This is a genomic window from Chromobacterium haemolyticum, from assembly GCF_002081825.1.
Classification (GTDB): Bacteria; Pseudomonadota; Gammaproteobacteria; order Burkholderiales; family Chromobacteriaceae; genus Chromobacterium; species Chromobacterium fluminis.
This window is the reverse complement of record NZ_MUKU01000003.1, coordinates 121,439-140,156: the sequence shown is the minus strand read 5'-3', so window position 1 is coordinate 140,156 and position 18,718 is coordinate 121,439. Positions and strand designations below refer to the sequence as shown.

At 62.2% G+C, this 18,718-nt stretch carries 13 protein-coding genes and 2 tRNA genes; 10 read left to right on the top strand and 5 right to left on the bottom strand.

What is annotated here, in order from left to right; all coding sequences use genetic code 11:
* Window positions 1-2: 2 nt before the first annotated feature.
* The 9 genes from clpX (at window position 3) to B0T39_RS02880 (ending at window position 9,063) form a co-directional block, all read left to right on the top strand.
* Window positions 3-1,277 carry an ATP-dependent Clp protease ATP-binding subunit ClpX gene (gene clpX, locus B0T39_RS02920; protein ID WP_081544723.1) on the top strand — a complete coding sequence of 425 codons (1,275 nt, stop codon included), beginning with the start codon at window positions 3-5 and terminating at the stop codon, window positions 1,275-1,277.
* A 143-nt stretch (window positions 1,278-1,420) separates the two neighbouring features.
* Window positions 1,421-3,838, top strand: coding sequence for an endopeptidase La (gene lon / locus B0T39_RS02915; protein WP_081544722.1), 2,418 nt, complete (start codon window positions 1,421-1,423; stop codon window positions 3,836-3,838).
* A gap of 174 nt (window positions 3,839-4,012) precedes the next feature.
* Window positions 4,013-4,282: an HU family DNA-binding protein gene (locus B0T39_RS02910; protein ID WP_019101406.1), complete on the top strand. Its 270-nt coding sequence runs from the start codon at window positions 4,013-4,015 to the stop codon at window positions 4,280-4,282.
* 43 nt (window positions 4,283-4,325) lie between these two features.
* Window positions 4,326-4,401: transfer RNA gene (locus B0T39_RS02905), tRNA-Val, on the top strand.
* 6 nt (window positions 4,402-4,407) lie between these two features.
* Window positions 4,408-4,484, top strand: a tRNA-Asp gene (locus B0T39_RS02900).
* Between the two features lie 72 nt (window positions 4,485-4,556).
* Window positions 4,557-6,392, top strand: a complete 1,836-nt coding sequence (locus tag B0T39_RS02895) for a SurA N-terminal domain-containing protein (RefSeq protein WP_081544721.1) — start codon at window positions 4,557-4,559, stop codon at window positions 6,390-6,392.
* Window positions 6,393-6,762: 370 nt separating this feature from the next.
* The gene (locus B0T39_RS02890) at window positions 6,763-7,500 is read left to right on the top strand and encodes a methionine ABC transporter ATP-binding protein (protein WP_081544720.1); all 738 of its coding nucleotides are present in this window, start codon (window positions 6,763-6,765) and stop codon (window positions 7,498-7,500) included.
* Complete coding sequence (locus tag B0T39_RS02885; protein ID WP_081544719.1) at window positions 7,500-8,186, top strand: methionine ABC transporter permease; 687 nt, start codon at window positions 7,500-7,502, stop codon at window positions 8,184-8,186. The genes B0T39_RS02890 and B0T39_RS02885 overlap by 1 nt, the downstream gene beginning before the upstream one ends.
* Window positions 8,187-8,253: 67 nt before the next feature.
* Window positions 8,254-9,063, top strand: coding sequence for a MetQ/NlpA family ABC transporter substrate-binding protein (locus B0T39_RS02880; RefSeq protein WP_081544718.1), 810 nt, complete (start codon window positions 8,254-8,256; stop codon window positions 9,061-9,063).
* A 372-nt stretch (window positions 9,064-9,435) separates the two neighbouring features.
* Here the strand turns inward: B0T39_RS02880 and B0T39_RS02875 are convergent, their stop codons facing one another.
* Entirely contained in the window at window positions 9,436-9,711 is a 276-nt protein-coding gene (locus B0T39_RS02875; protein ID WP_081544717.1) for a metal/formaldehyde-sensitive transcriptional repressor, read from the bottom strand.
* Window positions 9,712-9,845: 134 nt separating this feature from the next.
* Between B0T39_RS02875 and B0T39_RS02870 the strand changes: the two genes are divergently transcribed.
* On the top strand, window positions 9,846-10,985 hold the full coding sequence (locus B0T39_RS02870) for a sulfite exporter TauE/SafE family protein (RefSeq protein ID WP_081544716.1): 1,140 nt from the start codon (window positions 9,846-9,848) through the stop codon (window positions 10,983-10,985).
* Between the two features lie 137 nt (window positions 10,986-11,122).
* Here the strand turns inward: B0T39_RS02870 and B0T39_RS02865 are convergent, their stop codons facing one another.
* From B0T39_RS02865 to B0T39_RS02850, 4 genes are all read right to left on the bottom strand, one after another.
* Window positions 11,123-13,567, bottom strand: coding sequence for a S9 family peptidase (locus B0T39_RS02865; RefSeq protein ID WP_081544715.1), 2,445 nt, complete (start codon window positions 13,565-13,567; stop codon window positions 11,123-11,125).
* A 103-nt stretch (window positions 13,568-13,670) separates the two neighbouring features.
* A complete protein-coding gene (locus B0T39_RS02860) occupies window positions 13,671-14,666 on the bottom strand; it encodes an LD-carboxypeptidase (RefSeq protein ID WP_254894477.1) in 996 nt (331 codons plus the stop codon).
* A 348-nt stretch (window positions 14,667-15,014) separates the two neighbouring features.
* Window positions 15,015-16,373, bottom strand: coding sequence for a flagellar filament capping protein FliD (fliD, locus tag B0T39_RS02855; RefSeq protein WP_081544713.1), 1,359 nt, complete (start codon window positions 16,371-16,373; stop codon window positions 15,015-15,017).
* A gap of 285 nt (window positions 16,374-16,658) precedes the next feature.
* On the bottom strand, window positions 16,659-18,710 hold the full coding sequence (locus B0T39_RS02850; protein ID WP_141111059.1) for a site-specific recombinase: 2,052 nt from the start codon (window positions 18,708-18,710) through the stop codon (window positions 16,659-16,661).
* Window positions 18,711-18,718: the final 8 nt, after the last annotated feature.

Genomic DNA, 18,718 nt, shown 5'->3' with positions numbered 1-18,718 from the left:
AAATGGCTGACAAGAACAGCAATGAAAAGCTTCTCTACTGCTCTTTCTGCGGCAAGAGCCAGCATGAAGTCCAACGCCTGATCGCCGGGCCGCAGGTCTTCATCTGCAACGAATGCGTCGAGTTGTGCAACGATATCATTCGCGAGGAGCTGGAGAAGGGCGTCGGCGATGTCGCGTCCGCCTCCGAAGACAGTCCGCTGCCTACGCCTCAGGAAATCCGGGCGGATCTCGACCAATACATCATTGGTCAGGATTTCGCTAAGAAAACCCTGTCGGTGGCGGTGTACAACCACTACAAGCGCCTGAGCAGCCCGGCAAGCAAGAGCGACGTCGAGCTGGCCAAGAGCAATATCCTGCTGATCGGTCCGACCGGTTCCGGCAAGACCTTGCTCGCCCAGTCGCTGGCTCGTCTGCTGGACGTGCCCTTCGTCATCGCCGACGCCACCACGCTGACCGAAGCGGGTTACGTGGGCGAGGATGTCGAGCACATCATCCAGAAGCTGCTGCAAAAATGTGACTACGACGTGGACAAGGCCCAGCGCGGCATCGTCTACATCGACGAGATCGACAAGATTTCGCGCAAGTCGGAAAACCCGTCCATCACCCGCGACGTATCGGGCGAGGGCGTGCAGCAGGCGTTGCTGAAGTTGATCGAGGGCACCGTGGCCTCGATTCCGCCGCAGGGCGGCCGCAAGCATCCGAATCAGGAATTCATTCAGGTGGACACCACCAACATCCTGTTCATTTGCGGCGGCGCTTTCGACGGCCTGGAGAAGATTATTCGCCAGCGCTCGGAGAAAGGCGGCATCGGTTTCGGCGCCGACATCAGCTCCAAGGACGACGGCAAGAGCTTGTCCGTGTTGTTCCAGGAAGTGGAGCCGCAGGATCTGATCCGTTTCGGTCTTATTCCCGAACTGATTGGCCGACTGCCGGTGGCGGCCACGCTGGAAGAGCTGGACGAGGAAGCGCTGGTCACCATCCTGACCCAGCCGAAGAACGCGCTGATCAAGCAGTATCAGAAGCTGTTCTCGATGGAGTCGGTGGAGCTGGAGGTTCGTCCGTCCGCCTTGCGCGTGATCGCCAAACAGGCGCTGATCCGCAAGACCGGCGCGCGCGGTCTGCGCTCCATTCTGGAACGGGCGCTGCTCGACACCATGTACGAACTGCCGTCCATGGCCGATGTGGAAAAAGTGGTTGTGGATGAAAAGGTTATCGACAAGGGCGACAAACCGTTGTTCATCTATCGCGACAAGGACGACAAGGCGCAATCGGCCTGATTGTTCGCCGCGACTCCGGAGACCGCCCAAACCGGGCGGTTTTTTATTTGTAGAGCCGGAAATCTGATTTAGTATGGGGGTGTTGAATTTTACTGTCCGCCCCCCATCTCCCAAGCATTGTTTCACAAGCAAGGTTAGGTGATATGCCGCAACCCGCAGAACTCAAAGAAGAAGCCACGCTGCCATTGCTGCCGTTGCGCGACGTGGTGGTCTTCCCCCATATGGTCATCCCGTTGTTCGTCGGCCGCGCCAAGTCCATCCGCGCGCTGGAACTGGCGATGGACGAGGGCAAGCAAATCCTCTTGGTGGCGCAGCGTTCCGCCTCTAAGGACGAACCGTCCGCCGACGATCTGTACCAAGTCGGCACCATCGCTTCGGTATTGCAGATGCTCAAGCTGCCGGACGGCACCGTTAAGGTGCTGGTCGAAGGCCGGCAGCGCGCGATGATCGAATCCGTAGGCGAGGAAAACGAGTGCTTCGTCGGCGCCTTCAAGCCGCTGAGCCCGGAAGCCGAGGAATCGACCGAGACCGAGGCGATGCGCCGCGCGCTGCTCGCTCAGTTTGAGCAGTACGTCAAACTGAACAAGAAAATTCCGCCCGAGGTCTTGAACTCGCTGGCCGGCATTGACCGCGCCGGCCGCATGGCCGACACCATCATCGCGCACCTGCCGTTGAAGCTGGAGCAGAAGCAGGAAGTGCTGGAGATGTTCGACGTGCAGCAGCGCCTCGAGCACCTGATGTCTCAGCTGGAAGGCGAAATCGACATCCTGCAGGTGGAAAAGCGCATCCGCGGCCGCGTCAAGCGGCAGATGGAAAAGAGCCAGCGCGAGTACTATCTGAACGAGCAGGTCAAGGCGATTCAGAAAGAGCTGGGCGAGATGGACGAGGTCAGCGACCTCGATGAGCTGGAAAACAAGATCAAGGTCGCCGGCATGAGCAAGGAGGGTCGCGAGAAGGCGATGTCCGAGCTCAAGAAGCTGCGCATGATGTCGCCGATGTCGGCGGAAGCCACTGTGGTGCGCAACTACATCGACACCCTGCTCGAGCTGCCGTGGAAGAAGAAGACCAAGATCAGCAAGGACGTGGCCAAGGCCGAGGAAGTGCTGGACGAGGATCACTTCGGCCTGGAGAAGGTCAAGGAGCGGATTCTGGAGTACCTGGCGGTGCAACAGCGCGTCGACAAGCTCAAGGCGCCCATTCTGTGCCTGGTGGGGCCGCCGGGCGTAGGCAAGACCTCGCTGGGCCAGTCCCTGGCGCGCGCCACCAACCGCAAGTTCGTGCGCATGGCGCTGGGCGGGGTGCGCGACGAGTCCGAGATCCGCGGCCATCGCCGCACCTATATCGGCTCCATGCCGGGCAAGGTGCTGCAGAACATGAGCAAGGCGGCGGTGAAGAACCCGCTGTTCCTGCTGGACGAAGTGGACAAGATGGGCGCGGATTTCCGCGGCGATCCGTCGTCGGCGCTGTTGGAGGTGCTGGACCCGGAGCAGAACCACTCCTTCATCGACCACTACGCCGAAGTCGAGTTCGACTTGTCCGACGTGATGTTCGTGGCCACCGCCAACTCGCTGAACATTCCGCCCGCGCTGCTGGACCGGATGGAGATCATCCGTCTGGCCGGCTATACGGAGGACGAGAAGGTCAATATCGCCATCAAATACCTGCTGCCCAAGCAAATGAAGGCCAACGGCGTGCAGGAGGGCGAGCTGGCGGTGCAGGAGTCCGCCTTGCGCGACATCGTGCGCTATTACACCCGCGAGGCCGGCGTGCGCAGCCTGGATCGCGAGATCGCCAAGATCTGCCGCAAGGTGGTGACCAGCGCCTCGCTGAAGGCGGGCAAGGCGGCCAAGGTGACGGTTAGCGGCCGCAATCTGGACAAATACCTGGGTGTGCGCCGCTTCGACTACGGCATCGCCGAGGACGAGAACCGCATCGGCCAGGTCACCGGCCTGGCCTGGACCGAGGTGGGCGGCGAACTGCTGACCATTGAGGCGGTGTCGCTGCCGGGCAAGGGCAATATCATCCGTACCGGCCAGCTGGGCGAGGTGATGCAGGAGTCCATCACCGCGGCGATGAGCGTGGTGCGCAGCCGCGCGCGTTCGCTGGGCATCAAGCCGGACTTCTACGAGAAGAGCGATATGCACATCCACGTGCCGGAAGGCGCGACGCCCAAGGACGGGCCCAGCGCCGGTATCGCGATGACCACGGCCCTGGTGTCCATCCTGACAGGCATTCCGGTGCGCGCCGATGTGGCGATGACTGGCGAGATCACGCTGCGAGGCGAGGTGTTGCCCATCGGCGGTCTGAAAGAGAAGCTGCTGGCGGCCCATCGCGGCGGGATCAAGCATGTGTTGATCCCCAAAGGCAACGAAAAAGATTTGGTTGAAATTCCCGCCAATATCAAGCATAAAATCGAAATCCATGCCGTTAAGTGGATAGACGAAGTCTTGGCCTTGGCGTTGGAGCGGCAGCCGGAGCCTTTGTCGGAAGAAGAAAAGCCGGCGGAGGAGTTGCGAGCGACGCAGGAGGCTGGGCAGGGCGTGTCCGTGATGAAGCATTAAGAATCATGGCCTTAGCCAAACGTTGAATAACTTGTGTTCATGCGGCTTTTCAGCATGCTTGCGAAATGGCAAAATGCCCGTCAAAGCCGCTTGACACAAGGATTTCGCCCTTGCTATAAAGCAAGCGGTTTTTATCCGAATTACGTAGACCGAGAACGACGAAAGGGGACTTACGTGAACAAGTCTGAACTGATTGACGCTATTGCCGCTGAGGCCGATATCTCCAAAGCCGCCGCCGCCAAGGCGCTGGATGGCATGGTGGCCGCTGTAACCGACGCTCTGAAAAAGGGCGACACCGTGACGCTGGTGGGCTTCGGCACCTTCTACGTTGGCGAGCGCGCAGAACGCAGCGGCCGCAACCCGAAGACCGGCGCCACCATCAAGATCCCGGCAGCTCGTTCGCCGAAGTTCCGTGCTGGCAAGGCACTGAAAGACGCGCTATAATTAGCGGCCTTGGCAGCCCTAGCGGCTGGCAAGGTGTTTCGAGGGGCGTTTAGCTCAGTTGGTAGAGCGTCTGCCTTACAAGCAGAATGTCGGCGGTTCGACTCCGTCAACGCCCACCACAGTCCGGAGCGGTAGTTCAGTTGGTTAGAATACCGGCCTGTCACGCCGGGGGTCGCGGGTTCGAGTCCCGTCCGCTCCGCCAGAACTCACAAAAAGGTGAACGAAATACAGCGTTCACCTTTTTTTTTGACAAGGGTGGCTCAAGCCAATCGCCATGTTCGAGTTTGTCCAGAACAATAAAGTCTTCATTCAGGTTGTATTGGGAGCTGTTGCGTTGACCTTCGTGGGCTTCGGCGTGGGCAGCTATGAAGCAGCTTCCGACGACCCTTATCTCGCCAAGGTAGGTTCCGCCAAGATTTACAAGCGCGATCTGGATCGAGCCTTGGAGGGCCAGCCCACCGATCCGGCCAACCGTCAGGCCGCGCTGGAAAACCTGATCCGTCAAGAACTGCTGCTGTCCGACGCCCACGACCGCGGCGTCACCGTCAGCCCCGAGCAGTTGCGCAAAGTCATCGCCTCCATTCCGGCCTTCCAGGACAACGGCAAGTTCAGCCCGGAACGCTATCGCGAATTCCTGCAAAACCGTTACCCGTCGCCTGAAGCATTCGAAATCCAGGTCAAGCGCGACCTCGTGCTGCAAAGCCAGCTGACCGGCATCGCCGGGACCGAGTTCGTCGCGGGCACGGTGGTTAACCGCTTGGCCGGCTTGTTGGGCGAGGGCCGCGAAGTGCGCTCCCTGCTGTTGAAGCCGGCGGACTTCGCCGCCGAAGTCAAGACCGACGACGCATCGCTCAAGGCCTTCTACGACGCCAATTTGAAGCGTTTCCGCGTACCGGAGCGGGTCAAGCTCGACTATGTGCTGCTGTCTCAGGACGCCTTGGCTCAGGGCGTCAAGCCCAGCGACGCCGAGCTGCAGAAGTACTATGAAGAACATAAGGCCGAGTTCAGCAATGAGCAGCGCCGCGCTTCCCACATCTTGCTGACGGTGGCCAAGGACGCCAAACCGGAGCAGAAGGCCAAGATCAAGGCTGAAGCCGAAGCGTTGCTGAAGGATGTGCGCGCCAATCCGGCTCGTTTCGCGGAACTGGCCAAGGCCAAGTCGCAAGACCCGGGTTCCGCGGCTAATGGCGGCGATTTGGGCTTCTTCGGCCATGGCATGATGGTGAAGCCTTTCGACGACGCGGTGTTCCGCATGAAGCCGGGCCAGATCAGCGAAGTGATCGAGACCGAGTTTGGTTATCACATCATCAAGCTGGATGAAGTCAAGGCGCAGGACTTTGCTGAAGTGAAGGCGGCTATTGCCGAGAAGCTGCAGCGTCAGCTGGCGGGCAGCCTGTTCCGCAGCCAGGCCGACAAGCTGACCGAACTGGCCTACCAGCAGGGCGATTCGCTGAAGGCGCTGCAAGAGCAGCTGAAGCTGCAGCCGCAGCATTCCGATTGGCTGAGTCGCGGCAAGCCGGCGGCGGACCCTCTGCTCAACAGCCCCAAGGTGCTGGAGGCGGCGTTCAGCGAGGACGTGCTGAAGAAGAAGCACAATAGCGAGCCTGTGGACATCGGCAACAACCGCCTGTTGGTGGTGCGCGTGGCCGAACATCAGCCGGAGCGTCAGCAGACGATGGACGAGGTGCGTGAGGTGATCAAGGCCGAGCTGGTGGCCAAGGAAGGCGCCAAGCTAGCCGAGAAGAAGGGCCAGGCGCTGTTGGCCGAGCTCAAGGCGGGCAAGGGCGAGGGCAAGGCTTGGAGCGAAGCCAAGACCCTGCTGCGCCGTGATCCGGGCGGGTTGCCGATCGCCGATGCGCGCGCCGTGTTCGCCGCTCAGGCGGGCAAGCTGCCGGCCTTTGCCGGGGCCAAGCGCGATAACGGAGAATACGCGCTCTATCGCATCGACAAGGTGATTCCTGCGCCGGCGGCCAGCGAGGCCGAACGCGGCCAGCTGAGCGCCATTCTGGGCGAGATGAACGCCAATGCTCAGTTGTCCAGCTATCTTGACACGCTGCGTCAGAAGTACAGTGTGACGATGGGCAAGCAGGGTTTGTCCGACGCTCAATAAACCCGCGTTGATTCTGTCAGATCGCCGCCGCCAGCGTTTGCTGGCGGCGGTTTTTCATATGCTTTTTGCTGATTTGTTTATGGCTATTCTCTCTAAGAGAGGTTGATTTTTGAACTGGATAAGACAATTTCAATGTTTTTTTGGGTGGAGCTATTGACTGAAAACGAAAAAAGATATTCAATCATAAACAAATTTAGTCGCCGATTTGAACACAGCTTGCGGGCGTAAAACAGCTAAAGCGTGGGTGAGCAGACCCAGGAAGCAATTCAGCATCTGCTTACAGTAATCTCGATTCAGCAGTGATTCCGAAGATTCCCATGCAAGGCCCGCCAAGTTCATTGGCGGGCCTTGTGTTTTTGGAGTATTTGGAATGATTCATCTGCAAAATGTTCGTAAGCGTTTCCGTCATCCCGAGGGTGGCTGGTTCAACGCGGTCACGGACACCTCTCTTACCATTCGTCCGGGTGAAGTCTTCGGACTGATCGGCTTTTCCGGCGCCGGCAAGTCCACTTTGCTGCGCCTGATCAATTTGCTGGAGCGCCCGGACCACGGCGCGGTCATCGTCGACGGCGAAGACCTGACCAGCTTGTCCGCCAAGGCTTTGCGCCGCGCGCGCCAGAATATCGGCATGGTGTTCCAGCAATTCAATTTGATGGCCAACCGCACGGTGGCCGGCAATGTGGCCTTCCCGCTGGAAGTGGCTGGCTGGGCCAAGGCGGACATCGACAAGCGCGTCAAGGAATGCCTGGAAGTGGTGGGCTTGCTGGACCGCGCCAATCACTATCCGGCGCAGTTGTCCGGCGGCCAGAAGCAGCGCGTCGGCATTGCCCGCGCACTGGCGCCCAATCCCAAGGTGATTCTGGCCGACGAGCCCACTTCGGCCCTGGACCCGAAAACCACTCAAGCCGTGTTGGAGTGTCTGAAAGACATTAATCAACGCTTTGGCGTCACCATCGTCATCGTCACCCATGAGATGGGCGTGGTGCGGGCGATCTGCCATCGCGCGGCGGCCTTGGACGCCGGCCGGGTGGTGGAAGTGGTGGATGTGTCGAATAACGAGGTGGCGGCGGATTCCGATCTGGCGCGCTCGCTGCTGGAGGCCGCGTAATGGATGCCGCAACCTTGAATGAAGCATTGCAAAACCTGGTGAGCATGGGGCCAGAAATCTGGCAGGCCTTTCAGGAAACGCTGGTGATGCTGGGCATAGGCCTGAGCGCGGCCATTTTGCTGGGCGGCCCGCTCGGCATTGTGCTCTACCTGACCCAGCCGGGCCAGCAGTTCGCCAACCGCGCGCTGAACGGCGTGCTGGGCTGGGTGGTGAACCTGGTTCGTTCCTTCCCTTTCATTATTCTGATGGTGTCTTTGGTGCCGCTGACGCGGGTGCTGGTGGGCAGCACCATTGGTCCGGTGGCCGCTTCGGTGCCGCTGGCCTTCGCGGCGATTCCATATTTCGGCCGTCTGGTCGAGCAGACCCTGCGCGAGATTCCGCGCGGCGTGGTGGAGGCGGCCGAAGCGATGGGCGCCAGCCCCTTGCAGATCATCTGCAAAGTATTGCTCAACGAGGCTCGCTCCGGTCTGATTTCCAGCCTGACCATCCTGACCATCAGCTTCCTGAGCTATACCGCGGTGGCGGGGGTGGTGGGCGGCGGCGGCATCGGCGACCTGGCCATCCGCTACGGCTACTACCGTTATCAGACCGATGTGATGGTGGCCATGGTGCTGATGCTGGTGGCGCTGGTGCAAGTCATTCAGCTGCTGGGCAATCGCCTGGCGGCCAAGCTGGACAAGCGTTGACATTTGCCGGCGCTTGGCGCCGGCATGGCGGACCTTTTACCTATCAATGGACAAGCAGGAGAAATAAATGCGCAGATTCGTGATCAAGGCAGTGGCGGCTTCGGTATTGGGATTGGCGGCGGCGGGCGCGGCGCTGGCGGCGGACCCGGCCAAGAAGGACATCGTGATCGGCACCACCGTCGGCGATTTCGGCGACATGGTCAAGCAGTCGATCAAGCCCATCCTGGAAAAGCAGGGTTACAAGGTTAAGCTGGTGGAGTTCACCGACTATGTCCGCCCGAACCTGGCCTTGCAGGAAGGCGCGCTGGATGTGAATGTATTCCAGCACAAGCCCTATCTGGACAACTTCGTCAAAGAGCACAAGCTGAATCTGAAAGAGGCTTTCCAAGTGCCGACCGCACCGCTGGGCATTTACGCCGGCAAGATCAAGGCGCTGAAAGACGTCAAAGTGGGGTCCACCGTGGCAGCCCCCAATGATCCGTCCAACTTTGCCCGCGCGCTGGTGATGCTGGCCGATCTGGGCTGGGTCAAGCTGAAGCCGGGCATCAATCCGCTGACCGCTTCCGAGCGCGACATCGCCGTCAATGTGAAGAAGATCAAGATCATTCCGCTGGAAGCCGCGCAACTGCCGCGTTCGCGCAGCGATGTGGACTTCTCGGTGATCAACGGCAATTACGCCACCAGCTCCGGCATCAAGCTGACCGAGGCGATCTATCAGGAAAAGAGCTACGCCTACGTCAACTGGGGCGCGGTGCGCACGGCGGACCTGGCCAAGCCCTGGGCCAAGGACGTGGTGGCGGCTTACAACTCGCCGGCGTTCAAGGCTTTCGCCAAGCAGAAGTACGCGGGCTACAAGCTGCCGCAGAACTGGAACTAAGCGCAGGCGCTTATTCGCGCGCCGGCAGACGGCCGGCGGCGCAGGATTTCTTGTAACACTCCTGGCTACAAGACTTGATGGGAGGGCTTAGCCCTCCCAATTTTTTTGCGCGCTTAGAATGTGTTTACGATTTCGCGAGCTAAGGTGAGGCAAGGCGAAAACAGCTGAGAAAGCGGAGTGTACACACGGTACATGAGCATTTTGAAGCGGCACTCACCGTGTGACGTCTCACGACGCGCAGCAGATCGTAAACAGGTTTCTCAGGCCCGCTAACAAAACCCCTGATCCTGCGTTGCGCCTCCTTGTCGTACTGGTGCTGTCTGCGTCGGCGCGCCTTGGCTCAGGTGCGCTGCGCGGTTTTGTTAGGGGCCCTTATTTCAGATAGGAGCGCAGCACGCCTGTCACCTGCTCCAAGTCCTTGCTGCGCTGTGCGGGATCGACGGCCTCCGGGCCCAGATGCTCGCGCAGATGGCCTTCTATCACCTCCATCATCAGCCCATTGACGGCGCCGCGCACCGCGGCGATCTGTTGCAGCACGGCCGAGCAATCGACTTCCTGTTCCAGCGCGCGTTCCAGCGCTTCCGCCTGGCCCTTGATGCGGCGGACGCGGGTCAATAACTTTTTCTTGTCTTTCACGGTATGTGGCATGCGAGTGGACGTTCCTTATTGCAGATAATATACTGGGGTATAGTATATGGACGCAGCTTTGCTGCGGTGGCGCCGGTTTGCCCCTCCGTTGGCTGGGGAGGCCGGCATGAACGTATTGTAAAAGAAGGCTGAAGATGCCGCCAATCGCTGAACTGATTCAACAAGGAAGCATTAATCTCTGGTTGTTCATTCCTTCCGCCATCCTGCTGGGAGCGCTGCACGGGTTGGAGCCCGGGCACTCCAAGACCATGATGGCCTCTTTCATCATCGCCATCCGCGGCAGCATCGGCCAGGCGGTGCTGCTTGGCCTGTGCGCGGCCTTGTCGCACTCGCTGATCGTCTGGCTGTTGGCTGCGCTGGCGCTCAAATACGGGAATCAGTTGATTGCCGAGCAGGCGGAGCCTTATCTGATGTTGTTTTCGGCCGCCGTGGTCATGGTGGTGGCTGCCTGGATGCTATGGCGAACATGGCGGGACAATCTAGCCGCGTGGGCCATGCGGAAGCCGCCGCAGGGTGGCCGCATGATAGACACCGGCCATGGCCTGATGGAGGCGCTGCCCTTGCGGGAGGAGGGCCTGCGCGTGGCCTTGTACCAGTACGACGCCGGTTTGCGTCGGCTGAAGCCTGATGGTCGTGGTTTATCGCTGGCATGGCGGCGCGGCGAAGAGGAAGGGGAGCTAGGTTTTAAAACTGGAGGGGAGTATCTAATCAGCTCGTATTTGCCCGCCGGAGCGCTTGTAAGCGCTTTGCTGTTGAGTCACGGCGGTCACGCTCATCGCTACCCTTTGCAGCTGGCGGCAGTGGGCGGCGCTGAACGCGTCGGAGCCTACCGTCGGGCTGAGGCCGCGGGGCCGGCAAAGCGAGCTTGTCGAGCGCCGGCGGCGTTGCCCGTTTATCAGGACGCGCATGAACGCGCGCACGCGGAACAGATTCAGCGGCGTTTCGCCGGCAAGGAGGTAGGCAACGCGCAGATTGCGCTGTTTGGCCTGACTGGGGGCTTGATACCGTGTCCGGCCTCGGTAACCATTTTGCTGCTGTGTCTGCACCTGAAGCGCTTCTCCCTGGGGGCCACCATGGTGGCTTCCTTCAGTCTGGGGTTGGCCTTGGCTCTGGTCAGCGTTGGCGTGTTGGCGGCCTGGGGCGTGCGCCAGGCGAGCGCCCGCTTTGGCGGGCTGGGCGAATGGGCGCGGCGCGCGCCCTATCTCTCGGCCGGTTTGATGTTGCTGGTTGGGCTGGCGATGGCCGCGCAAGCAGCGCGCGGCCTGGCCGCTTAGAGCCTGTTTACGATCTGCTGCGCATCTGCGATACGGCGTTGAAACCCGCTTCGAAATGCTCATGTGTCCCATGTTGATTCCGCTTTCTCAGCCGCAACGTCTTGTCTCGCTTTTGCCCGCGAGAGTTTGAAGGGCCCCTAGGATGGCTGCCGCGCGGCGCCGGCGCGGCCCAGGTATCGCCCCAGCCAGCGGTCCTGTTCCCACAGCATGTGCAGGATGGATTCGCGCGCGCGGTAGCCATGGCTCTCCGCCGGCAGGGTGACCAGCCGCGCCGTGGCGCCTAGCCCCTGCAGCGCTTGATACAGCCGTTCGCTCTGTAGCGGGAAGGTGCCGGGGTTATTGTCCATCTCGCCATGAATCAGCAAGAGCGGGTCTTTGATCTGATTGGCGAAGTTAAACGGCGACATGGCTTGATAGACCTCTTTTGCCTGCCAGAAATTGCGTTCCTCCGATTGGAAGCCAAAGGGCGTCAGCGTGCGGTTGTAGGCGCCGGAGCGAGCGATGCCGGCATGGAACAGCCTAGTGTGAGCCAGCAGGTTGGCGGTCATGAAGGCGCCGTAGGAATGACCGCCGACGGCGATGCGGGCAGGGTCCGCCACGCCCAGTCGCACCACTTCGTCCACGGCGGCCTGGGCGTTCATTTTCAGCTGCGGCAGATAGCTGTCGTTCGGTTCTTTGTCGCCTTCGCCGACGATGGGCATGCCTGGGTCGTCCAGCACCGCGTAGCCGCGCGCCAGCATGGCTAGCGGTCCCCAATAGCTGACGCGGTTGAAGCGGTAAGGCGACTCCGTCACCTGGCTGGCCGCGGCGGCGGTTTTGAACTCGGTGGGATAGGCCCACATCAGCAGCGGCAGCGGACCATCGCGTTTGGCCTCGTAGCCCGGAGGTAGGTAGAGGGTGGCGCTCAGCTTCACGCCGTCGGCGCGTTGGTAGCGCAGCAGCTTTTTGGAGACATTTTTCAGCTGTGGGGTTGGGTGGAGCATATGCGTTAGCGCAAGCGCTTCGGCGGCGTGCCCCAGCGTCAGACGGTAGAGATTGGGCGGCTGGTCGACGGATTCGCGGCTGAGCAGAAGCTCTTGGCCGGCGTCGTCCAGCAGCGCCGCCGGCTGTTCGAACCAGGGCGCTTGCGATTGCCACAGCCGCGTGGCGCGTTTATCGGCCAGGGCGTAGCGGTCGACGAAGGGACGGTCGCCATCGGGGCCGGCGCCTTCGCCCAGTAGATAAACGGACTTGCCGTCCGGCGTGGTTTGCAGCACGGATTGGCCGTTGGCGTTGCTGACCATGGCCGCCTCGCCTGGGTCGCTGTAGCGGTCTTCCGATTTGCGGCTGCTCAACAACTCCGGTGCGACGTCCTGATCGGGACGGGCGCGCCAGACTTTCAGTTCGCGGGTTTTCCACCAGTGTTCGCGCACCAAGGCCAGGTCGCTGCGGCCCCAGCGGACATCGGCGAAGCGGCTGGCCAGCCGCAGCAGCTGCCGCGGCGCTTGCTGAAACGGCGCGGCTTGCAGATAGAGCGCGTCGCGTTCGGCGGCGGCGCGGCCGGGGTCGCCTCCGTCCAGCGCTTCCACCCAAAACAGGGTGGCCGGCGCGTCGGCGCGCCAGGCGACTTCGCGAGGACCGGCCTCCACCGCGTCGTTGCCGGACGGCATGCGCTCTAGCAGCGGCCGCTGGGCCACGGTGTGGGCAATGCGGCCTTGCCGGTCCAGCACGTCGATGCGTTTAGGAAAGCGGGATATCGGCACCAGGCCGGAGTAGGGGCGCTGCAGGCGGGTGGCCAGCAGGTATTGGCGATTGGGTGAGCCGCTGACGCTAAGATAGCGGTCGGCTTGGCCGATCGGGCTGAGCTTGCCGTCCAGGCCGACCAGCGCCAATTGGCTTTGCAACTGATAGTCGAGCAAGTCGGCGTCGTACGGGGTCTTGAGCAGGTCGGGATAGGTCCGGGTTTGGGACAGGATGCCGCCTTCGCTTTGCTGGATGTTGGGGCCGCTGGGCGCCTGGGGTTGCCGTGGCGCGAGGCCTTGCTTCGCGGGTACGCGCTTGATCAGCAATTGTTCGCCGAACCAGGCGAAGCCGGGGCCGGTGGAGGCGTTGAGGTGGAAATCGCCCAGCCGGTGGGCACGGGCGCCGGCGACATCCAGCAGCCACAGTTCCACGCCCTTGGCGCCCCACAGGCTGAAGGCCACTCGGCTTTCGTCGGCGGACCAGGCGCTGTCCGCGATGCGGGCTCCGGCCGGCAGACCGCGCACCGTGCGGGCGCGGCCTTGTTTCACGTCCAGCAGGGTCAGCGCGTTGCCGAAGTCGAAACGGCTGGCGGCGCGCATCGAGGGGTTCAGGCGCAGGCCGGCCAGCTTGAGTTCAGGTTGAGCGACGTCGGCGATGCCGGGCAGTCCGGGGCGGTGGATTTGCAGCAAGGTCCGGCGTTTGGGGCCCAGATTTTGCAAGGGCGGACGCGGCGCGTCCACTAGCGCTTGCAGTTCCGCGGGCGGGGTCTGATAGCCGTGCTCGGCGGCGCTAAGCGGCGCCGCGGCCAACAGGCCGACAATCAGCGGCGCGCCGATCAACAGCGGGGAACGAAGGGACATGCGGGACTCCTGGCGAAGAATGGCGGGCAAGTCAAAAAACTTGCCCTAGTCTCGCCGGAGCGTCAAGGCGCGCCGCGCGCGGGCGGCGGCGGCCGAGTGCGCGCTAGAGCGGCGCGGCGGCGCTAAGCAGTTCTTTTTGCTGCGGATTGGCCGGTGTCACCGGGTAGTCGAAGAACTGCAGCGTCAGGCCGCCGCCGTCGGCGCTGAAGCGGGCCGGGAAGCCCAGCGGCAGCGTGGTCTTGTCGTGGACATGACCAAAAGGAATGCCAGTCAGTACCGGAAGGCCGGTCAGGCGGCGGATTTCCGCCAGCACCGCCTCCAGGTTGTAGCCGGGATCGTAGATGTCGATCTGACGATTCATATTGAAGTCGCCGATGAAGATGGCGCGTTGCTTGGCCAGCACGCCGGCTTGATGAAGCTGCTGCAACATGCGTTCGATGCGGTAGGGCTGTTCGGCGACATCCTCCAGGAACAGCAGGCCGCCCTTGATGTCCGGCAGGTAGGGGGTGCCGACCAGGCTGCTGAGCACGCTGAGGTTGCCGCCCCAGAAAATGCCCTCGCCGCTGGCGTTGTGGCGCTGTGGCGCGTCGATGCGCAACTGGCGGTTGGCGGTGGTGGTGGTGGTGAGGAATTCAGTCAGGGTGAAGGCGCTGGGCTGCTTGGCGCCGAAGTCGCTGACCATGGGGCCGGCGAAGCTGCCCAGCCCGCCCTTGGCCAGCAAGGCCAGCTGGATGGCGGTGAAGTCGCTGTAGCCTATCAGCTGGCTGCCGGATTCGCGCAGCAGAGGGCAGAGCCGGCCGTAGTCGATATGCGGCAGCAGGCGGGTAGCGCCGTAGCCGCCGCGGCCGGCCACCAAGAGTTGCGGCGCGCGGCGGCGCGCAATCAGCTGGTTGAGATCGCTCAGCCTTTGCGCGTCGCTGCCGGCGAAGCGCTGATCGCGGCGGTCCAGCGCCTGGACGTTATCCAGTTGGTAACCGGCCTGGCGCAGCCGCTCCACCGCCAGCTGCTTTTGGCGCGCGTCAGGCAAGGGGCCGGAGCAGGCGGTGAAATAGAGGCTGCTGCCGGCGGAGACCGGAGCGGGAAGGGTTTGGTCAACCATGGTGCGACATCCTTGCAAGAGGCCAAGGCCGGCGCTGAGCGCGCCCATTTGGAGTAGTTGGCGACGAGAGTATTGAATGCGGGCAGTCATTGAATCCGGGGCCGATAAGGGCTGGTGCAAACGAGGTTCGACAGCGCGAGGCTGCGTGAGTTGCGCCAGTATACGGCAAACGCGGCGACGATGCTGAGCGCCGCCGCCGTAGTGAACTTGGAACAGTTTACGATCTCGCGAGCTAGAGCGAGACAGGGCGTTGCGGCTGAGAAAGCGGAATGTACACGTGGTACATGAGCATTTCGAGGCCGGTTTCAACGCCGTGTCGCCGACGCGCAGCAGATCGTAAATAGGTTTTTAGGCCAGTAGATTGGCCAGGCTGGAAGTGGACTGCTGCATGGCGGACAGTTCGCTGTTCAGCGTGGTGTACTGGTTCAGTAGCGAGCTCTTCTCATTGGCCAACTGGTTGTTGAGCCGGGACTGGAGGTTGTTCTCGTCGCTGATCTTGGTGTTGATGTCGCCTTGTTCGGTGGTGATCATGCCGTTGGGCCCCAGCAAATTGTTGATGGCGGTATTGAAGGCGTTGGCGTAGCCGTTGTTCTGGGCGTTGCCGAACAGATTGGCCACGGCGCCGGGGTCGGCGTTCAGCGCGGTGGTGAAGGCGGTGGAGTCCAGTTTCAGTGTGCCGTCCGCCTGCTGGGTGATGCCGACCTGGGCCAGATAAGCGTAAGAGGAGGAGGCGTTGACGCCCGGCACCGGGGTGCTGAGCAGGCCGGCTAATTGCTCTTGCAGGCCGATGACGTCGCTGCTGTTCTTCATGCTGCCGCCCAGCGCGGAGTTGCTGGCGCTTATCACCTGGTTGTAGGCGCTGACGAAGTTTTGCAGCGTCGAGGTGACATTGGCGGTGTTCTGGCTCATGTTGAGCGTTGCCTGGCCCAGTTTGTTGAGGTTGACTGTGGCGCCGTTGATTACATTGTTCAGGGTGTTGCTGCTGCTGGACACGTTGACGCCGTTGACGGTAAGCAGCGCGTCCTGAGCCGCCGCGGATTCGCTGGCGGCCGCGCTGCTCTGGCCCAGGCCGGCCAGGGTGTTGCCGGAGGTGGCGCCGCTGTCGCTGCCACCGGCGGAAATGCTGAAGGCGTTGGCGGGGCCGGATTGCGAGGAGGCCAGCACCAGCGAGTAATGGTTGTTGTACTCCACCACCGACGCGTTGACGCCGATGCCGGCGCTGTTGATATTGTCGGCGATGGAGGACAGCGAGATGGTGGAGCCGTTCTGGCCCAGTTGCACGGTACTGGTGGTGCCGTTGACGGTGAAGCTCAGCGCGCTGGGGGCGCCGGCCAGCGCCGCGTTCTGGTCGGTGATGGCTTGTCCGCCGGAAGTTTGGTCGAACACCAATTGCCGCGGCTGCGCCAGTTGGGTGACGTTAAGCGCGTAATTGCCGGCCACGCCGCCGGAGGTGGTGCTAGCGGTGGCGATGGTGTTGTCGGTGGAGGTGACCTGGAATTGTTGCAGGAAACTGCCCGAGGCCATGGCGGTGACCGAGGTCTGCAAGCCGGACAGCGCCGAACTGATCTGGCCGATGGAACTGAGTTGGGACTGATAGTTGCTGACCCGGGTCTGGCTTTGGGTCAGCGGCTGGGACTCAATCGACATCAGCTGACTGACGATGCTTTGAACGTCCAGCGGTCCGACGCTGGTGGTAATGGATGCCATGACGACTTCTCCTCGCGCGATCCGCTGCCATGGGGCGCTGCAATGCTAGAGATTCAAAAATTTTGTTGTCGTAATGCGTCCATCACGGTCGCGGTTCCGGCTGCCAGGCCGAGGCGGGCTTGCGCCGCAGCTTCCATTGTAGAAGGCGGCGCGCAGTGCGCTGATGAATCGTTATCGACCACTCCCGTCCGGACTTTAGCGCGGCGCGCGCGAGTGTGTCGGCGGGTCGGTTTCCGTCATAACGCGGGCCGCGGCGGCGGGTTGACGTCGCCACGGCCCGAGCTGTCACGAACCGTTCTTGAGCTCGGCGGCTTCGCCGGTTTCGCCGCTGTCTTCCGGCGGCGGGCTCTTGGGGGGCAGGAAGAAGGACAGCGGCGCGCTGAGGAAGCGCTTGAGCAGCATGGGCACCAGCGGCCACAGCAGGCTGCCGGACAGCTTGCGCGAGCGCAGCGCTACCCATAGAGCCAGCGAGAAGCTGACCGCCAGATTGGTCAGGCCGATCAGCGCCACGCCGGCGCAGCCCAGCAGCACGGTGGCCAAGGGCAGCTGGAAGTCCTGCGCCACGGTGGCGAAAGCCAGGTTGGCGGCGGAAAAGGTGATGTGGCGGATGTCGATGGGCAGGCCGAGGATGAAGCCTATGGTACCGGTCAGGCCCAGGAACATGCCGAAGTAAAAGTTGCCGGCCAGCGCGCCCAGATTGTGCTCGATATAGCTGCCCAGTTTCCAGGCGCGGTGCTCGCCCAGCAGCCGCTTCAGCCCGGCATGGGAGGCGATGCGCTCAGGGATGCGGCGGTAGATCGCCTTGTTGTCGTAATAGCCGGCGATCAGGCCGGACAGAAACAGGAAGACGCCGGCGATGGCGGCGTGCGGCAGCGCCAGGCTATGGAGGGGGTCGATGTCGTGCATCAGGCTCTGGGCTTTGGCCACGTTCACCACCGGCGCGCCAAAGGCGGCTTGCCAGGCGAAGGCGATCAGGCCGGCGGTGGGGATGGCCAGCAACACGTTGCCGAGGATGGCGACGAACTGAGTGCGCATCACTTTGACCACCAGGTCGGCCAGGTCTTCCAGCTGTTTCTTCTGGCCGTGGTTTTCATGCAGCACCGCGGCGATGCGGGCGGCGGTCATCGCAGGCTGCTTGGTGGCGATGGTCAGGTGCAGGATCTGCACGATGATGAAGCCGATGGCGTAGTTGAGGCCGAAGGCGATGCCCTCCCACAGCGGCGGCAGATGGCCGCGGCTGAGCATCAGCTTGATCAGCGCCATGAAACCGACGATGAGGCCGGCGCCCATCGCCGCCTTGGCCATGGTTGACCATTCCTGGCGGCTCTCGGCGATATAGTGTTCGCCGTGGCGGCCGGCGTGCTCGGTGACTTGCAGCGCCAGCAGCTCCACATTGGACTTGAACAGATCGCGCAGGCTGTATTTGCGGTTTTCCGCGCGCGCGAAAGTGACGATGAGCTGGAACAAATGCGGTTCCGCGGCCGGGTCGTGCTCCGGATCCAGGATGGCCAGCAGCGCGCGGATGCGGGCTATGCTCTGCGCCAGTCGCAGGCCATGGTAGGTGAGGTTGACCGAGATGCCGAAGCGGCGCGCGTTCTTGCGCACTTTGTTGAGAATGCTTTCACACTGATCCAGCAGCACCAGCACGTGCTTGTCGTCCTCGGTGCGCGGCATGCTCTCCACCAGATCGCGGCGGTAGCCGTCTACATAGCGCTGAACCTCGGCGTTCAGGTTGAGGAACGGGGATTCGAAGCGTTCGATGTCCGGGTTGATGCGCACCAACTCCGGCTCCAGGCCGATAGCGGTGATCTGGGCCGACAGCACTTGCACCGACTCCAGCAATTGCAGACGGGTCTGCTGCCAGCCGTCGGCGTTGTCGTTCTCCTGCCAGGCCATCGCCCGCCACAGCGCGTGCCAGGTGGCGTTGGGGATAGCGGCCAGCCAGATGTAGTCCTGCTTCCAGCTGAACAGGCGGCTGAAACGGTCTTGCAGCGAGTCCGCCTTATAGGGCATGGGCAGGATGCGCTCGCCGACGCGGCGCAGCAAGGTGGAGCCGAAACCTTCGTTGGCCAGGATGCCGCATTCGGTGTACAGCGGAATTTGCCGGGTTTCGGTCAGTAATTGCAGCAAGGCCTTGCGCAAGGCCGCGCGGTAATCGGAGTGGTGCTCCAGCAGATAGGACAGCGCTTGCAGATTGACGACCGCTTGTTGCGGTTTGCCGGCGTCGTCGGGGCGTAGGCACTGCAGCAGGGCGGACAGGGCGTCGAGCTGGGCCGGTGCTTGGCTGATTTGGCGCAAGGCCTGTTCCAGGCTGGGAGACTGAATGTTTTCGCTCATCTAGGGTG